This is a genomic window from Bacillus tequilensis (assembly GCF_012225885.1).
Taxonomy (GTDB): Bacteria; Bacillota; Bacilli; order Bacillales; family Bacillaceae; genus Bacillus; species Bacillus tequilensis.
This window is the reverse complement of record NZ_CP048852.1, coordinates 2,672,955-2,689,464: the sequence shown is the minus strand read 5'-3', so window position 1 is coordinate 2,689,464 and position 16,510 is coordinate 2,672,955. Positions and strand designations below refer to the sequence as shown.

15 protein-coding genes and 1 other annotated feature are annotated in these 16,510 nt (G+C 44.7%); of the genes, 14 read left to right on the top strand and 1 reads right to left on the bottom strand.

The window, feature by feature from the left end; genetic code table 11:
• Positions 1 to 12 precede the first annotated feature (12 nt).
• The 3 genes from hemL to cotN all read left to right on the top strand — a co-directional run bounded on the left by hemL (position 13) and on the right by cotN (position 4,248).
• On the top strand, positions 13 to 1,305 hold the full coding sequence (hemL, locus tag G4P54_RS14375; RefSeq protein ID WP_167873018.1) for a glutamate-1-semialdehyde 2,1-aminomutase: 1,293 nt from the start codon (positions 13 to 15) through the stop codon (positions 1,303 to 1,305).
• 133 nt (positions 1,306 to 1,438) lie between these two features.
• Positions 1,439 to 3,190: a LysM peptidoglycan-binding domain-containing protein gene (locus G4P54_RS14370; RefSeq protein ID WP_167873017.1), complete on the top strand. Its 1,752-nt coding sequence runs from the start codon at positions 1,439 to 1,441 to the stop codon at positions 3,188 to 3,190.
• A gap of 32 nt (positions 3,191 to 3,222) precedes the next feature.
• Positions 3,223 to 4,248: a spore coat protein CotN gene (gene cotN, locus G4P54_RS14365; RefSeq protein ID WP_167873016.1), complete on the top strand. Its 1,026-nt coding sequence runs from the start codon at positions 3,223 to 3,225 to the stop codon at positions 4,246 to 4,248.
• An 18-nt stretch (positions 4,249 to 4,266) separates the two neighbouring features.
• Here cotN and G4P54_RS14360 read toward each other — a convergent pair whose 3' ends face one another.
• Complete coding sequence (locus tag G4P54_RS14360) at positions 4,267 to 4,458, bottom strand: YszA family small membrane protein (protein WP_024714848.1); 192 nt, start codon at positions 4,456 to 4,458, stop codon at positions 4,267 to 4,269.
• Positions 4,459 to 4,623: 165 nt separating this feature from the next.
• Positions 4,624 to 4,846: a binding site (T-box leader), on the top strand.
• A 59-nt stretch (positions 4,847 to 4,905) separates the two neighbouring features.
• On the opposite strand from G4P54_RS14360, the gene valS reads away from it, so the two are divergent.
• From valS to minD, 11 genes are all read left to right on the top strand, one after another.
• Entirely contained in the window at positions 4,906 to 7,548 is a 2,643-nt protein-coding gene (gene valS, locus G4P54_RS14355; protein ID WP_167873887.1) for a valine--tRNA ligase, read from the top strand.
• A gap of 59 nt (positions 7,549 to 7,607) precedes the next feature.
• Positions 7,608 to 8,900 (top strand): bifunctional folylpolyglutamate synthase/dihydrofolate synthase, encoded by a 1,293-nt coding sequence (locus G4P54_RS14350; RefSeq protein ID WP_167873015.1) that lies wholly within the window; start codon positions 7,608 to 7,610, stop codon positions 8,898 to 8,900.
• Positions 8,901 to 9,042: 142 nt separating this feature from the next.
• On the top strand, positions 9,043 to 9,789 hold the full coding sequence (locus G4P54_RS14345) for a prepilin peptidase (protein ID WP_167873014.1): 747 nt from the start codon (positions 9,043 to 9,045) through the stop codon (positions 9,787 to 9,789).
• 133 nt (positions 9,790 to 9,922) lie between these two features.
• Positions 9,923 to 10,921, top strand: coding sequence for an SPOR domain-containing protein (locus G4P54_RS14340; protein WP_167873013.1), 999 nt, complete (start codon positions 9,923 to 9,925; stop codon positions 10,919 to 10,921).
• Positions 10,922 to 11,073: 152 nt separating this feature from the next.
• Entirely contained in the window at positions 11,074 to 11,643 is a 570-nt protein-coding gene (locus tag G4P54_RS14335; RefSeq protein WP_167873012.1) for a Maf family nucleotide pyrophosphatase, read from the top strand.
• A 39-nt stretch (positions 11,644 to 11,682) separates the two neighbouring features.
• Complete coding sequence (gene radC / locus G4P54_RS14330; protein WP_167873886.1) at positions 11,683 to 12,375, top strand: RadC family protein; 693 nt, start codon at positions 11,683 to 11,685, stop codon at positions 12,373 to 12,375.
• A gap of 91 nt (positions 12,376 to 12,466) precedes the next feature.
• Positions 12,467 to 13,480: a cell shape-determining protein MreB gene (gene mreB, locus G4P54_RS14325; protein ID WP_024714855.1), complete on the top strand. Its 1,014-nt coding sequence runs from the start codon at positions 12,467 to 12,469 to the stop codon at positions 13,478 to 13,480.
• 30 nt (positions 13,481 to 13,510) lie between these two features.
• Positions 13,511 to 14,383: a rod shape-determining protein MreC gene (mreC, locus tag G4P54_RS14320; RefSeq protein WP_024714856.1), complete on the top strand. Its 873-nt coding sequence runs from the start codon at positions 13,511 to 13,513 to the stop codon at positions 14,381 to 14,383.
• Positions 14,380 to 14,898 (top strand): rod shape-determining protein MreD, encoded by a 519-nt coding sequence (gene mreD / locus G4P54_RS14315; protein ID WP_024714857.1) that lies wholly within the window; start codon positions 14,380 to 14,382, stop codon positions 14,896 to 14,898. The genes mreC and mreD overlap by 4 nt, the downstream gene beginning before the upstream one ends.
• A 52-nt stretch (positions 14,899 to 14,950) precedes the next feature.
• Positions 14,951 to 15,631 carry a septum site-determining protein MinC gene (gene minC / locus G4P54_RS14310; RefSeq protein ID WP_167873011.1) on the top strand — a complete coding sequence of 227 codons (681 nt, stop codon included), beginning with the start codon at positions 14,951 to 14,953 and terminating at the stop codon, positions 15,629 to 15,631.
• 1 nt (position 15,632) lies between these two features.
• Positions 15,633 to 16,439, top strand: a complete 807-nt coding sequence (gene minD, locus G4P54_RS14305; protein WP_024714859.1) for a septum site-determining protein MinD — start codon at positions 15,633 to 15,635, stop codon at positions 16,437 to 16,439.
• The last annotated feature ends 71 nt before the right edge of the window (positions 16,440 to 16,510 follow it).

Below are 16,510 nucleotides of genomic sequence, written 5' to 3'. Positions count from 1 at the left end.
GAGTTGAGGCAGATGAGAAGCTATGAAAAATCAAAAGCGGCTTTTAAAGAAGCGCAAAAACTCATGCCGGGCGGTGTGAACAGTCCCGTTCGCGCCTTTAAGTCGGTAGACATGGACCCGATTTTTATGGAGCGCGGAAAAGGCTCCAAAATCTTTGATATTGACGGAAATGAATATATTGACTACGTCCTGTCATGGGGGCCTTTAATTTTAGGGCATACAAATGACCGCGTCGTAGAGAGCCTCAAAAAAGTGGCTGAATACGGCACAAGCTTCGGTGCTCCGACTGAAGTGGAAAATGAGCTGGCAAAGCTCGTCATTGATCGTGTGCCATCTGTAGAAATTGTACGAATGGTCAGCTCCGGTACAGAGGCTACAATGAGCGCTCTCCGTTTGGCGAGAGGCTATACGGGCCGCAACAAGATTTTAAAATTTGAGGGCTGCTACCACGGACACGGCGATTCACTCTTGATTAAAGCAGGTTCAGGTGTGGCCACTCTCGGTCTGCCTGACAGCCCTGGTGTGCCTGAAGGCATTGCGAAAAACACGATCACTGTTCCGTACAATGACTTAGAAAGTGTAAAACTTGCTTTCCAGCAATTTGGTAAAGATATTGCGGGAGTCATTGTCGAGCCGGTTGCCGGAAATATGGGTGTTGTTCCGCCGCAAGAAGGCTTCCTGCAAGGTCTGCGTGATATTACTGAGCAATACGGCTCCCTCCTGATTTTTGATGAAGTAATGACAGGCTTCCGGGTCGATTATAATTGTGCTCAAGGCTATTTTGGCGTGACGCCTGATCTTACTTGTTTAGGAAAAGTGATCGGGGGCGGACTTCCTGTCGGCGCTTATGGCGGCAAGGCCGAAATCATGGAGCGGATTGCTCCGAGCGGTCCGATCTATCAGGCGGGTACATTGTCGGGCAATCCGCTTGCGATGACAGCTGGCTTAGAAACATTGAAGCAGCTGACACCTGAATCCTACAAGAATTTCATCAAAAAAGGCGACAGACTGGAAGAAGGCATTTCTAAAGCGGCCGAGGCTCACGGCATTCCGCATACCTTTAACCGTGCAGGTTCAATGATCGGTTTCTTCTTTACAAACGAACCTGTCATCAATTATGAAACAGCGAAATCATCTGATTTGAAGCTGTTTGCTAGCTACTATAAAGGGATGGCAAATGAAGGTGTATTCCTTCCGCCATCACAATTCGAAGGCCTTTTCCTTTCGACGGCCCATACAGATGAAGATATTGAAAACACAATCCAGGCAGCTGAGAAAGTATTCGCTGAGATCAGCCGCGGATAACAGAAAAAACCGGTATCGAGGAAATCCTTGTACCGGTTTTTTTCTGTGCTCTCCCACTCATATTTCCCTCAGTTCATACATACACCTTTACTGACATCTAATTTTAAGGATTAGATGAAAGGAGGATATGAACTTGCCGCAAAATCATCGATTGCAATTTTCTGTGGAAGAAACGATCTGTTTCCAAAAAGGACAGGAAGTTTCTGAACTGCTTTCTATTTCATTAGATCCTGATATTAGGGTTCAGGAAGTAAATGATTATGTATCAATCAGAGGATCGCTTGAACTTACAGGTGAGTACAACATAGATCAAAACAAACATACCGAAGAGTTTTATACCGATAAGCGGTTTGTTGAAGAAGTCAGACAGAGAGAGGATGGAAGCGCGGAGCTGATTCACTGTTTTCCTGTGGATATTACCATCCCGAAAAATAAGGTGAGCCATTTACAGGATGTCTTCGTCTTTATTGACGCATTTGACTATCAATTAACCGATTCGCGAATTTTAACGATTCAGGCTGATTTAGCGATCGAAGGGCTTTTGGATGATACGGCAGTTAAAGAGCCGGAGATCCCTCTATATGAAGCTCCTGCGGCATTTAGAGAGGAAGAGCTTACAGAGCCGCCGATACAAAGTGCAGCAGAAACGGATGGACCTCCGGCAGAGGAAACACTTCAGCAGGATGAAACGCCAGAACTTTTTGTCTCAAAAGCCGTGCTTCGTGAAGAGCTGGAAACAGAAAAAGCAGAAGCGGCATCGTCGGAATCAGCTTCTTCAGAACCAGAGGCGAAATATGGTGCCGAGACGCCAGAGCTTGTGGTTCAGGAAGAAGAGAGCCGTGAAGAAACAGAAACGGAAGAAGCTTCAGAAATAGAGATTCAAGAGATTGTTAAGGCAGAAAAACAAACGCCAGAGCCGGCAGCTGCAATCGCAGATGTTCGTGGAGAGGCGGACACTCCAGCGGAGACAGAGCCTTGTGAACATTCTAGAGCAGAAGAATCACCTTCTTTGGAAGCGGAGCTTGATGCAGAGACGATGAGTTCTGAAGAAAAAGCAGAATCAGCAGCGTCTCCTATTCTTGATTACGCGTCGCGTCAAGAGGGTCAATTGGAGCACGCTGAGCCTGCGCTCCGTCAAGAAGAGAAAGAAGCGGAACCTGAGCCCGTACTCCGGCAAGAAGAAGCAGGGGCAGCTCAATCGGAACAGGCCGATCCCGCGCTTCGTCAAGAAGCAGAAGAAGCGATTGAAGCTCCGGAGCCTGTATCTGAGGCTGTTCTCTCCATAGAAGAAAGCAGAGAGAAAAAAACAGTGTCAGCTGAGGACAATGAAGAAGCCGCTTTCCATCTTCATTTCGGTCAAAAAGCGAGCTTGGAGGAGGAACGACAACAAGAAGAATCGCCTGTGCTGGCATACCGTACTTTTCTGCCCGAACAAGAAGAGGAAGAGGAGGATTCTTTTTATTCAGCGCCTAAGCTGCTGGAAGAGGAAGAACGAGAGGAAGAAGGCTTTGAAATTGAAGTGAGAAAAATCCCGCCGGCTGAAGAACCTGAGGAAGAAACCCCTTTTCAACCCTTCCAGCTTCCTGATACCTCTGAGACTGAAAGGAAGGAAGCGGATGCTGTTTCCAAGGCTGAAAAGAAGGAACCTCAGACAAAAGAAAATGATAATTCTCTTTATTTAACAAAACTCTTTACGAGAGAAGAGGATGAGTTTTCGAGAATGAAAATATGCATTGTTCAGCAGGAAGATACGATCGAGCGTTTATGCGAGCGGTATGAAATCACATCCCAGCAGCTGATCAGAATGAATTCTTTAGCCTTGGACGATGAATTGAAAGCTGGCCAAATCCTTTATATTCCTCAAAATAAACACAGCCATGCGTAAGCCGTAAGCGATCGGAAAATGTGGTGAATGGAATGGAAGAGACCCAATCGGTTCTTCAGGAATACGGACTGACTGCTCAATTTATTGAGCCTGTCAGTCCGCTTGTGTGGAAAGTATATACAGACTACGGCGTATTTGCCTTGAAAAAATTGAAATCGGTTCGCGGCAAACAGTTTACAGATCATATGGTGGCGATTGAGGAAAAGGGTTTTCGTTCATTTGTTCCCGTTTACAGAACAAATAGCGGTGAGTTTTTCTCAGGAGGCTTGCAAACCGGAGATTCTTATTATTTAATGCCTTGGCTCCAATTTGACCAAGAGGAAGAACGGGATCAGAAACATGCTTATTTATTTAGAGAAACAGCCCGTCTTCACGAAAGAACCTCACAGGAAATAAAAGTAAGCCGAGATGATATTGAACGTTATTACGGACAAACGAAAAAACAGTGGGAACATGATAAAATATTCTATGAACAGTTTGTGGACAGAGCGGAGAAGGAGTGGTATCTTTCCCCTTTTGAACTTCAAGCTGCAACTTATTTTTCAGAAACCATTTCGGCGGTGAACTTTGCGCTGGAGCGGCTGGAGGACTGGTATGAGTCGGCAAAGGAAAAGAATGTCTCAAGGGTTGTGATGAACCACGGCAGTTTGTCTATACATCATTTTCTGTATAATGATGCCGGGACCGGGTATTTCACAAACTTCGAAAGAGCGTCTGTCGGCCCGCCGCAAAACGACTTACTCGGCTTTTATACGAAAATGTTCAGAGGCTTTCCGAAAGCTTGTCCGGAATGCGTCGAATGGTTTTACGCGTACACGAAATCATTCCCCTTGCGTGAAGCGGAAGTCAGTCTTTTTCTCAGCTATATGGCATATCCGCAAGCCATATACAAGGTGTTGAACCGTTATCAAACCGAGAAAAGACAGCGTGAAAAAGATGAATGTACACAGCTATTAATGGCTTATTGGCAAATGAAAAATATAGAGCCGTTTGTGATGAAAATTCATCAGGTTGAACAAGAGAAAAAATCACAGGCTGAAAACGAGTCCACGTCTTAATGGCGCGGACTTGTTTGTTTATATCCAATCTAAATGAAGGGCGCAAGCAAAAAAAATTAGGATGGCGAGCAGCAAAACATCAAAGGTAGTCGGAAAGAAAATGGTTCTGATGCCTTGGAAAATCGTAATGGGGATAATGACTTGTGTGGATACAAGCCGAATTTGCCTGACCCACGGCGGCAGCGAATAAGAGCTGAAACGCTTCTTCACGGTGCATCCTCCTCTGCGCATTTACAAGCATCATATGTAAACTTGGGCAATAGGTGCCTGCCCATTTGCATAGAAAGGCGCGTTTTTGGAAAAGATGATTGACGAATCAAAAACACTTTTACTATAATAAAGAACATAAATAATGTATACAATGAGCTGATAAATACACCTGCTTAGAACGGGAAGAGTACAAAAAAGGCGCATGCAGAGAGAGAAGCCGCTTGCTGAAAGGCTTCTTATGTTGTCTGATTGGAAGGTCGCCCGGGAGCATAATTTCTTGAAAAATGAGTAGAGAAATTCGGGAAACACCCGTTATCCGTTGTAAGTGCATGAACTGATAGAGTTCATGAAAAAAGGTGGTACCGCGAAAGAGCTTTTCGTCCTTTTACAGGGATGAAGAGCTTTTTTTTCGTTCTCAGCCATTTTTAAACATGCTGGAGGGTTATGATGGAAACGAATGAACAAACAATGCCGACGAAATACGATCCGGCAGCGGTTGAAAAAGACCGATATCATTTTTGGCTAGAAGGCAAATTTTTTGAAGCTGGCAGTGACCAGACAAAAGAGCCGTACTCTGTCGTGATTCCGCCGCCAAACGTAACAGGAAGACTTCACCTTGGCCACGCGTGGGACACAACGCTGCAAGACATTGTAACAAGAATGAAACGCATGCAGGGCTATGATGTGCTGTGGCTTCCGGGTATGGACCACGCCGGCATCGCGACGCAGGCTAAAGTGGAAGCGAAACTTCGTGAAGAAGGCAAATCCCGCTACGATTTGGGCCGCGAGAAATTCCTCGAAGAAACGTGGAGCTGGAAAGAAGAGTATGCCGACTTTATTCGCAGCCAATGGGCGAAATTAGGACTTGGCCTTGATTATTCCCGTGAACGATTTACGCTGGATGAAGGCCTAAGCAAAGCGGTTCGCGAAGTGTTCGTTAAGCTTTATGAAAAAGGCTTAATCTACAGAGGCGAATATATTATTAACTGGGATCCTGCGACAAAAACAGCGTTATCCGACATTGAGGTGATTTACAAGGATGTTCAGGGCGCATTCTATCATATGAGCTATCCGCTTGCTGACGGTTCAGGTTCGATTGAAATTGCGACGACACGTCCTGAAACGATGCTCGGTGATACAGCTGTTGCTGTCCATCCTGAAGATGAGCGCTATAAGCACCTTATCGGAAAAACGGTCATCCTGCCGATTACAAATCGTGAAATTCCGATTGTCGGTGATGACTACGTTGATATGGAATTTGGTTCTGGTGCGGTGAAAATTACGCCTGCTCATGATCCGAACGACTTCGAGCTTGGCAACCGCCACAATTTAGAACGCATTCTTGTCATGAATGAAGATGGTACGATGAATGAAAATGCCCTGCAATATCAAGGTATGGATCGTTTTGAATGCCGGAAAAAGCTCGTGAAGGATTTACAGGAGACGGGAGTACTCTTCAAAATCGAGGATCATATGCACTCTGTCGGCCACAGTGAACGAAGCGGGGCTGTTGTAGAGCCTTACCTTTCTACACAATGGTTTGTGCGCATGCAGCCGCTTGCTGATGCAGCGATTGAACTGCAAAAGAAAGAAGAAAAAGTCAACTTTGTGCCTGATCGTTTTGAAAAAACGTATTTACACTGGATGGAAAACATCCGCGACTGGTGTATTTCCCGTCAGTTATGGTGGGGCCACCGCATTCCAGCCTGGTATCATAAAGAAACAGGCGAGTTGCATGTCGGGCTTGAAGCGCCTGAGGACATTGAAAATTGGGAACAGGATACAGATGTACTGGATACATGGTTCAGTTCCGCGCTCTGGCCTTTCTCCACTATGGGCTGGCCTGATGTAACGGCTGAAGACTTTAAACGCTACTACCCGACAGACGTTCTCGTAACAGGGTACGACATCATTTTCTTCTGGGTGTCACGCATGATTTTCCAAGGCATCGAATTTACAGGCGAGCGCCCGTTCAAAGATGTGTTAATCCATGGCTTAATCCGTGACGAGCAAGGCCGGAAAATGAGTAAATCTCTTGGCAACGGTGTTGACCCAATGGACGTCATTGACAAGTACGGAGCCGATTCTTTGCGTTATTTCCTAGCGACAGGAAGCTCTCCAGGTCAGGATCTGCGCTTTAGCTATGAAAAGGTGGAATCGACTTGGAATTTCGCCAATAAAATTTGGAATGCTTCCCGTTTTGCATTAATGAACATGGACGGCATGACATATGATGAGCTTGATCTGTCAGGTGAAAAATCAGTAGCTGACAAGTGGATTTTAACGCGATTAAATGAAACGATCGAGCACGTGACCCAGCTTGCTGATCGATATGAATTTGGTGAAGTCGGACGCCATTTATATAACTTTATTTGGGACGATTTCTGTGATTGGTATATTGAAATGGCGAAGCTTCCGCTTTACGGAGAAGACGAAGCGGCTAAGAAAACAACCCGTTCGATTCTTGCTTACGTACTGGATCAAACGATGCGCCTGCTCCATCCGTTTATGCCATTCTTAACGGAGGAAATTTGGCAGCATCTTCCTCACCATGGGGAATCGATTACAGTAAGTGAATGGCCTGTTGTCGTGCCAGAGCATACGGATGCAGAAGCGGCTGCTGACATGAAGCTTCTTGTTGAGCTGATCCGTTCTGTGCGCAATATCCGCAGTGAAGTCAATACGCCAATGAGCAAGCAGGTTGAATTGTATATTAAAACAAGCACAGACGAAATCGCAGCCCGTCTCGAAGCGAACCGTTCATATGTTGAACGCTTTACGAATCCGAGCGTGCTTAAAATCGGCACCGATATCGAAGCTGTTGATAAGGCGATGACGGCCGTTGTCTCTGGAGCAGAGGTTATCCTTCCGCTTGAAGGCTTAATTAATATCGAGGAAGAAATTGCCCGTCTGCAAAAAGAATTCGATAAGCTGACGAAAGAAGTCGAGCGCGTCCAAAAGAAACTTGGAAACGAAGGATTTATGAAAAAAGCGCCTGCGCACGTAATCGATGAAGAACGTGAAAAAGAAAAAGATTATGTGGCGAAGCGTGACGCTGTTCAAAAACGAATGGCTGAGCTGAAGGGCTAATGAAAAGCCGGGGCGGTTTCTTTAGAAACCGCCTTGTCTTATAAAAGAGGGGATTATCATTGTTTACTGCATATGAAGAAGCGCGCAGCTGGATTCACGGACGGCTGAAATTCGGAGTCAAGCCCGGACTCGGCCGAATGGAACAGCTGATGGCGCGGTTAGGGCATCCTGAAAAGAAAATCCGCGCGATCCACATCGCAGGAACAAACGGTAAAGGGTCAACAGTCGCTTTTATCCGTTCTATGCTACAAGAAGCCGGATATTCGGTTGGGACGTTTACGTCACCTTATATCATAACGTTTAATGAACGGATCAGTGTAAACGGGACACCGATCTCAGACGCGGAATGGACGGCACTCGTCAATCAGCTGAAACCGCACGTTGAAGCACTTGATCATACAGAATACGGTCAGCCGACAGAATTTGAAATTATGACGGCTTGTGCATTTTTATATTTTGCAGTGTTTCATAAGGTCGATTTTGTTATTTTTGAAACAGGTTTGGGCGGCAGATTCGACTCTACCAATGTGGTTGAACCGCTTTTAACTGTGATCACCAGCATCGGACATGATCACATGAACATTTTGGGAAACACCATTGAAGAAATTGCAGGGGAAAAGGCCGGAATCATTAAAGAAGGCATTCCAATCGTTACTGCTGTTACCCAGCCGGAAGCCCTACAGGTTATTCGTCATGAAGCGGAACAGCATGCTGCACCGTTCCAATCCTTACATGATACATGTATTGTTTTCAATGAAGAGGCTCTCCCTGCCGGAGAACAGTTTTCATTCAAAACCGGAGAGAAGTGCTATGAAAATATTCGGACATCTCTGATCGGCACACATCAAAGGCAAAATGCGGCTTTGTCCATTTTGGCTGCGGAATGGCTCAATAGGGAGAATATTGCTCATATCAGTGATGAAGCGCTAAGAAGCGGACTGGTAAAGGCTGCTTGGCCGGGACGGTTAGAGCTTGTTCAGGAACATCCGCCGGTATATTTAGACGGCGCGCATAACGAAGAAGGCGTTGAAAAGCTGGCGGAAACGATGAAACAGCGTTTCCCTGATTCCCGCATTTATGTGGTGTTTACCGCGTTAAAGGACAAACCGTATCAAAACATGATTAAAAGACTGGAAACAATAGCACACTCGATTCATTTTGCATCTTTTGATTTTCCGCGTGCTTCCCTTGCAAAAGATCTCTATGATGCAAGTGAAATCAGCAATAAAAGCTGGAGTGAAGATCCAGCCGATGTGCTCGAATTCATAGAAAGCAAAAAGGGCTCAAATGGAATTGTGCTGATTACCGGATCACTTTATTTTATTTCTGACATTCGCAAAAGATTGAAATAGAGGCGCCCAGCCCCGGCAGTATCCAAAATAAGATTCTGCCGGGGTTTTAATGTGTGAAATTGAATATTCCCGATTGGAGTTCAAGCCACTCACTCTGCTACAATTCATACCAGAATCTACAGTGAGTAAAGGTGTGTTGTCTATGTTTCCCGTTCTTTTTATCTTCGGGCTGATCCTTGGTTCCTTTTACTATACGGTCGGATGCCGTATCCCCTTACATCTATCAATTATTGCGCCCCGTTCATCGTGCTCGTTTTGCCGCCGGACATTAACTTCTGCAGAATTAATTCCCATCCTGTCATTCCTATTTCAAAAAGGTAAATGTAAAAGCTGCGGGCATAGGATTTCTTTTATGTATCCAGCGGCAGAGCTTGTCACAGCGTGTTTATTTGCCGCCGCAGAAATACGCTTTGGCACGTCGCCGGAACTGTTTCCCGCCGTCGTGTTGATTTCTCTTCTTATTATTGTTGCAGTAACAGATCTTCATTTTATGCTGATTCCAAATCGAATATTGATTTTCTTTCTTCCCTTGTTGGCGGCTGGGAGATTGATTTCTCCGCTTGATTCCTGGTATGACGGCCTGTTAGGCGCATCCGCTGGATTTCTTTTACTAGCCTTAATTGCAGCGATCACCCGTGGTGGAATAGGCGGAGGTGATATTAAATTATTTACGGTGATCGGTTTTGTGCTTGGTGTGAAAATGCTTGCAGCTGCCTTTTTCTTTTCTGTTTTGATAGGTGCATTATACGGAGCGGCAGCCGCCCTGACTGGAAGACACGCGAAAAGGCAGCCGATTCCCTTCGCCCCCGCAATTGCGGCAGGGAGCATTTTGGCCTATTTATACGGTGAATCTATTATTTCTTTTTATATCAAAATGGCATTGGGCTGACTGCTGAAAAATTTGACGAACGTTTTTTGGACAAGACGACAAAAGTCTTGTTCTTTTTTTTTTCGCCTATGCTAAAGTGTGTAGCATGAAAAGCCGACAAGAACGGTCAAGCAAATAAAGGGAGGAAGCGGAATTGAAAAAAAGGAAGAATAAAAAAAACAGTAAAGCCGCAGAAAAAGCCCTCAAGGTGACGATTAATGGAAAAGAAGAGACGGTTTACGAACAGGAAACGCCTGAGACTGAGACGGATAAAAGCATGACATTTTCGAATTGGGAGGAAAAGAGAAAGGCTGAACAGGAGGTCGCAGCATCCCGCGAACATCTCGATGAAGAAGAATTTAATTGGGATTCTGAAGAGGACAAGGTGTTTAAAGAGGACCCAAAAGTCGTTCCTCCTTATCAAAAGAAAAAAACAAAGCTTTATGCAAAAGGGAAGCCGGGAGCGGCCAAGCCGGTAAAAAGAGTGGCGGTGACGATTGCCTTTGCGGCTGTCATTGGCACCGGATTAGGATTATTCGCGTTGAACATTTCAGGCAATAAAGAAGCGGCAGCACCGGCCTCTTTAGAGGATTCTCTAGGAAGCCAAACGGCAAAAGCCGGAGATGCTTCTGCTGATAAGCAAAGCTCAGGCGCAGAAAAACAGGCGGCACAAACTGAAGGTACATATAAAACATACGCTGTACAAGCCGGGAAATTTTCAAATGAAAAAGGTGCTGAAACGTTAACAGAACAATTAACTGAAAAAGGTTATTCCGCCGTGTCACTGTCAAAGGACGACGGGTATACGTATGTCATTGCAGGCTTAGCGGGTGACAAGAACGTGTCCCAGCAATTAGGGCAGCTTTTAATCGACAGCGACTTTGAAGCCTGGGGAGGCAAGGAGCTTTCTTTATCAATAGAGTCAGATATGACAGATTCTTTCAAAGAAACATCGGAGCTCGCAGCAAAGGCGATTCTCGGCAAAGACATTACAAAATCGAGTGTAGAGAAAATAGAAAAGTCGCTTGGTGAAACAAAAGCGTCAGAAACAGGTGAGAAAAAAGCGATTTTGCAGGCATTAAAGGAATTGGAGGATCCAAGCGCTGAAGCCGGGTGGAAGGCTCAGCAGCAGCTGTTAGCCGTCATTAAATAAGAGAAAGTGCCCTGAGCCTTTGTCCTTTAGTGACAGGCTTTTTTTATTTTGTCATGAAAAAGTTATTTTTCTGAAATTGTGACAAGCCTCGTGATTTGATAGGATAAACGAGTATCTTTTTTTCTTAAGCAGACCCTGAAAGGATGACGAACATGATAAAGCCGCTAATACTTGCATCACAATCTCCGCGCAGGAAAGAACTCCTCGATCTTCTCCAGCTGCCCTACTCCATTATTGTCAGTGAAGTAGAGGAAAAATTAAATCGAAACTTTTCACCTGAAGAAAACGTCCAATGGTTGGCAAAACAAAAAGCTAGGGCTGTGGCTGATCTCCATCCGCATGCAATCGTTATCGGCGCTGATACAATGGTGTGTCTGAACGGCGAATGCCTCGGCAAACCGAAGGATCAGGAAGAAGCCGCTTCTATGCTGCGGAGGCTTTCAGGCCGTAGTCATTCAGTGATTACCGCGGTCAGCATACAAGCTGAACATCAAAGCGAGACTTTTTATGATAAGACAGAAGTTGTGTTTTGGCCACTCAGTGAAGAAGAGATTTGGGCTTATATTAAAACAAAAGAGCCGATGGATAAAGCAGGTGCATACGGCATCCAAGGAAGAGGCGCGCTTTTTGTAAAGAAAATAGACGGAGACTATTATTCAGTCATGGGTCTTCCTATATCAAAAACGATGAGAGCTCTTCGCCATTTTGATATAAAGGCATGATGGTTTTATAAACGGGAAGGGAAAGAAAAGGAGTGTTGGATCATACACGATCTGCCATTAAAACTCAGAGATTTCCCAACGAAAGAAAAGCCTAGAGAACGGCTCTTGAAAGTCGGGGCTGAGAACTTAGCGAATCATGAACTTTTGGCTATATTATTGCGGACCGGCACGAAATACGAATCTGTGATCGATCTGTCAAACAGGCTTCTGCACTCTTTTGACGGACTGCGGCTGCTGAAAGAAGCATCGGTTGAAGAATTGTCGAGCATCCCGGGAATCGGTATGGTAAAAGCGGTCCAAATACTGGCGGCAGTTGAGCTTGGAAGCCGTATTCATAAATTAGCCAACGAAGAACATTTCGTCATTCAATCCCCGGAAGACGGCGCAAATCTTGTTATGGAGGATATGCGATTTTTAACTCAGGAGCATTTTGTCTGTTTATACTTAAATACAAAAAACCAAGTCATCCATAAACGCACCATATTTATCGGAAGCCTGAATTCATCTATTGTCCACCCGCGGGAGGTGTTTAAAGAAGCCTTTAAACGATCTGCCGCTTCCTTTATCTGTGTTCATAATCACCCTTCTGGAGATCCGACGCCGAGCAGGGAAGATATTGAAGTGACAAGGCGCCTGTTTGAATGCGGAAACCTGATTGGCATTGAGCTGCTTGACCATTTGGTGATCGGGGACAAAAAATTTGTGAGTTTAAAGGAAAAAGGATATTTGTAACACTTTTTTTTTCGCCGAATTAAGCTATAATAGAGTTTATGAGTTTTTCCCTTTAGGGTATTTTTGCTTTAAGAAAGGAAGATACATACATATGTTTGGAATTGGTACAAGAGACCTTGGTATAGATCTTGGAACTGCGAATACGCTTGTTTTTGTAAAAGGAAAAGGAATTGTTGTGAGAGAGCCGTCAGTTGTCGCTTTGCAAACGGATACGAAGTCGATTGTTGCTGTCGGAAATGATGCGAAAAATATGATCGGACGGACACCGGGTAATGTGGTAGCTCTTCGCCCAATGAAAGACGGCGTTATCGCTGATTATGAAACAACAGCTACGATGATGAAATATTACATCAATCAGGCCATTAAAAATAAAGGCATGTTTGCCAGAAAACCGTATGTGATGGTTTGTGTCCCATCAGGCATTACGGCTGTTGAGGAACGCGCTGTTATCGATGCGACAAGACAGGCGGGCGCGCGTGACGCGTACCCGATTGAAGAGCCGTTTGCCGCTGCAATCGGAGCCAATCTGCCAGTTTGGGAACCGACTGGAAGCATGGTTGTCGATATCGGGGGCGGTACGACGGAAGTGGCGATCATTTCCCTAGGAGGCATTGTAACGTCTCAATCGATCCGCGTAGCAGGTGATGAGATGGATGATGCGATTATCAACTACATCAGAAAAACGTATAACCTGATGATCGGTGACCGTACGGCTGAAGCGATTAAAATGGAGATCGGGTCCGCAGAAGCTCCTGAAGAATCCGATAAAATGGAAATCCGCGGACGCGATTTACTGACAGGTCTGCCGAAAACAATTGAAATTACAGGAAAAGAAATTGCTAATGCTCTGCGCGACACTGTATCTACAATTGTCGAAGCAGTCAAGAGCACGCTTGAAAAAACACCGCCTGAGCTTGCAGCAGATATCATGGACAGAGGTATTGTGTTAACCGGCGGCGGAGCGCTTCTTCGCAATTTGGACAAAGTCATCAGTGAAGAAACGAAAATGCCGGTCCTCATCGCCGAAGACCCGCTGGATTGTGTAGCGATCGGAACAGGGAAAGCACTGGAGCACATCCATCTTTTCAAAGGGAAAACGAGATAATCGGGAGTTCAATAGAAGAGGTGTAACACGATGCCGAATAAACGGTTAATGCTATTACTTCTGTGTATTATCATATTGGTGGCTATGATTGGATTTTCGCTGAAGGGCGGCCGTAATACCACCTGGCCTGAGAAAGTGATCGGCGATACGACGGGAGTATTTCAAAATATTTTTCATACACCTGCCGAATTTTTTGCAGGGATTTTTGAGAACGTTAATGATTTAAAAAACACATACAAAGAAAACGAGCGTCTGAGAGAGAAGCTTGACGGACAGACACAATATGAAGCCAAACTTCAAGAGCTGGAAGAGGAAAACAAATCCTTGCGTGACGAGCTTGGCCATGTCAAATCGATTAAAGATTACAAGCCGATTTTAGCGACGGTCATCGCCAGAAGCCCTGATAATTGGGCGAAGCAGATCACGATTAATAAAGGGTCTCAGCAAAACGTAGCGAAAGATATGGCTGTAACAAACGAAAAAGGCGCATTAATCGGCAAGATCAAAAGCTCCGGACTTAACAATTTTACGTCTACGGTTCAGCTTTTAAGCGATACTGACCGCAATAACAGAGTCGCGACGAAAATTTCCGGAAAAAAAGGCAGCAAAGGCTACGGCCTGATCGAAGGATATGACAAAGAGAAAAAACGCCTTAAGATGACCATTATTGAGCGCAAAGATAAACAAGACGTGAAAAAAGGTGATCTTATTGAAACATCGGGCACGGGCGGTGTTTTCCCAGAGGGGCTGACAATCGGTGAAGTGACTGAAATCGAGTCAGATTCCTATGGACTAACGAAAGTTGCTTATGTAAAACCTGCGGCTGACCTTACCGATTTAAATAATGTGATCGTTGTTAACCGTGATGTGCCGACTGTCGATAAAGAGGAGGAAGGATCGTGAAACGTTTCCTTCTCCCTTTCGTTATGATGCTTGTTTTTTCTTCGGAAAGCATTTTTACAGATCTGGTGCATTTTCCGTTCGTTACAGATGATCAGGTGCTCGCCCCGCGTTTTCTGATGCTTGTGCTGATATTTATGTCCGCTTTCATCAATCAAAAACACGCGATGATTTATGGATTTATTTTTGGCTTTCTATATGACATGAACTATACAAGTCTATTAGGCGTTTATATGTTTGGGTTTGCCGGGTTGTGCTATTTGGCTTCAAAAGCGTTTAAAGTGCTGCATACCAACGCTTTTGTAGTGATACTGATAGCTATTCTGGCTGTCAGCCTGCTCGAATTTTACGTATTCGGCATTCAGTCGTTGATTCATAAAGACATCATGACGTTTAACGGATTTGTGCTTGACCGGTTTATACCGACAATTTTATTAAATATTGCAGCCGCTCTTATTCTGGTTCTGCCATTTCGATTATTTTTTATGAGTCTAAAGAAAGAATTGAGAGATGAGTAAAAAGGGTTTTATCTTTTTTTGACGAAATGAGTATGTTGTTGAGGTGAATATTGTGAAGACCAAAAAGCAGCAATATGTAACAATAAAAGGAACAAAGACTGGATTAACATTGCATCTGGATGATGCGTGTTCTTTTGATGAGCTTCTCGATGGTCTTCAGAATATGCTGTCAATTGAACAATATACGGATGGAAAAGGCCAGAAAATCAGCGTCCATGTTAAACTGGGTAATCGCTTTTTATATAAGGAGCAAGAGGAACAGCTGACCGAATTGATTGCGTCAAAGAAAGATTTATTTGTCCATTCTATTGACAGTGAAGTCATTTCTAAAAAAGAAGCACAGCGTATGAAAGAGGAAGCTGAAATTATTTCTGTTTCAAAGATTGTCCGTTCAGGCCAAGTGCTGGAAGTGATCGGCGATTTGCTCCTGATCGGTGACGTGAATCCCGGCGGAACAGTCAGAGCCGGGGGGAACATTTTTGTTCTTGGTTCACTGAAAGGGATCGCGCACGCCGGATATAACGGAAATAATCAAGCGGTCATCGCCGCCTCTGAAATGCTGCCGACGCAATTAAGAATCAATCATGTGTTAAATCGCTCCCCAGACCACATTCAAAAAGGGAACGAAATGGAATGTGCTTATTTAGATACAGATGGAAATATGGTCATTGAACGCCTTCAACATTTGGCTCATTTAAGACCTGATCTAACAAGGCTTGAGGGAGGAATGTGAATTGGGTGAGGCTATCGTAATAACTTCGGGAAAAGGCGGAGTAGGTAAAACGACAACATCTGCGAACCTCGGTACCGCCTTAGCCATTTTAGGGAAGCGAGTATGCTTATTAGATACTGATATAGGACTGCGCAACCTTGATGTTGTAATGGGTCTTGAAAATAGAATTATTTACGATCTTGTAGACGTAGTAGAGGGAAGATGCAAAATGCATCAGGCGCTCGTAAAAGACAAACGCTTCGATGATCTGCTCTATTTAATGCCCGCCGCTCAAACGAGCGATAAGACAGCTGTGGTTCCTGAACAAATTAAAGATATGGTCCAAGAGCTTAAGCAGGAATTTGACTATGTCATCATAGACTGTCCTGCCGGAATTGAGCAAGGGTACAAAAATGCCGTTTCCGGAGCTGATAAAGCGATTGTGGTCACAACACCTGAAATCTCAGCCGTTCGTGATGCCGACCGTATTATAGGACTGCTGGAGCAAGAGGAAAATATTGAACCGCCGCGGCTCGTTGTAAACAGAATCAGAAATCACCTGATGAAAAACGGTGACACGATGGATATCGACGAAATCGTACAGCATTTGTCGATCGATTTGCTCGGAATCGTGGCTGATGATGATGAAGTCATTAAAGCTTCCAACCACGGCGAACCGATTGCAATGGACTCGAAAAACCGCGCTTCCATTGCCTATCGCAATATTGCCCGCCGCATCTTAGGCGAATCAGTTCCTTTGCAGGTGCTTGAAGAGCAAAACAAAGGGATGATGGCTAAGATTAAATCATTTTTCGGAGTACGATCTTAAGATGATAGAATCAAAGAGAAGAATCTGACATAGCAAATGCTGTGTCAGTTTTTTTGTTTTTGTCTGCTTTG

Excerpts from the sequence above, each read along its gene's own strand:
- G4P54_RS14335 (WP_167873012.1), top strand. The coding sequence starts at position 11,074 with ATGATAAAGCCGCTAATACTTGCATCACAATCTCCGCGCAGGAAAGAA.
- valS (WP_167873887.1), top strand. The coding sequence starts at position 4,906 with ATGGAAACGAATGAACAAACAATGCCGACGAAATACGATCCGGCAGCG.
- mreC (WP_024714856.1), top strand. The coding sequence starts at position 13,511 with ATGCCGAATAAACGGTTAATGCTATTACTTCTGTGTATTATCATATTG.
- hemL (WP_167873018.1), top strand. The coding sequence starts at position 13 with ATGAGAAGCTATGAAAAATCAAAAGCGGCTTTTAAAGAAGCGCAAAAA.
- mreB (WP_024714855.1), top strand. The coding sequence starts at position 12,467 with ATGTTTGGAATTGGTACAAGAGACCTTGGTATAGATCTTGGAACTGCG.
- cotN (WP_167873016.1), top strand. The coding sequence starts at position 3,223 with ATGGAAGAGACCCAATCGGTTCTTCAGGAATACGGACTGACTGCTCAA.
- G4P54_RS14345 (WP_167873014.1), top strand. The coding sequence starts at position 9,043 with ATGTTTCCCGTTCTTTTTATCTTCGGGCTGATCCTTGGTTCCTTTTAC.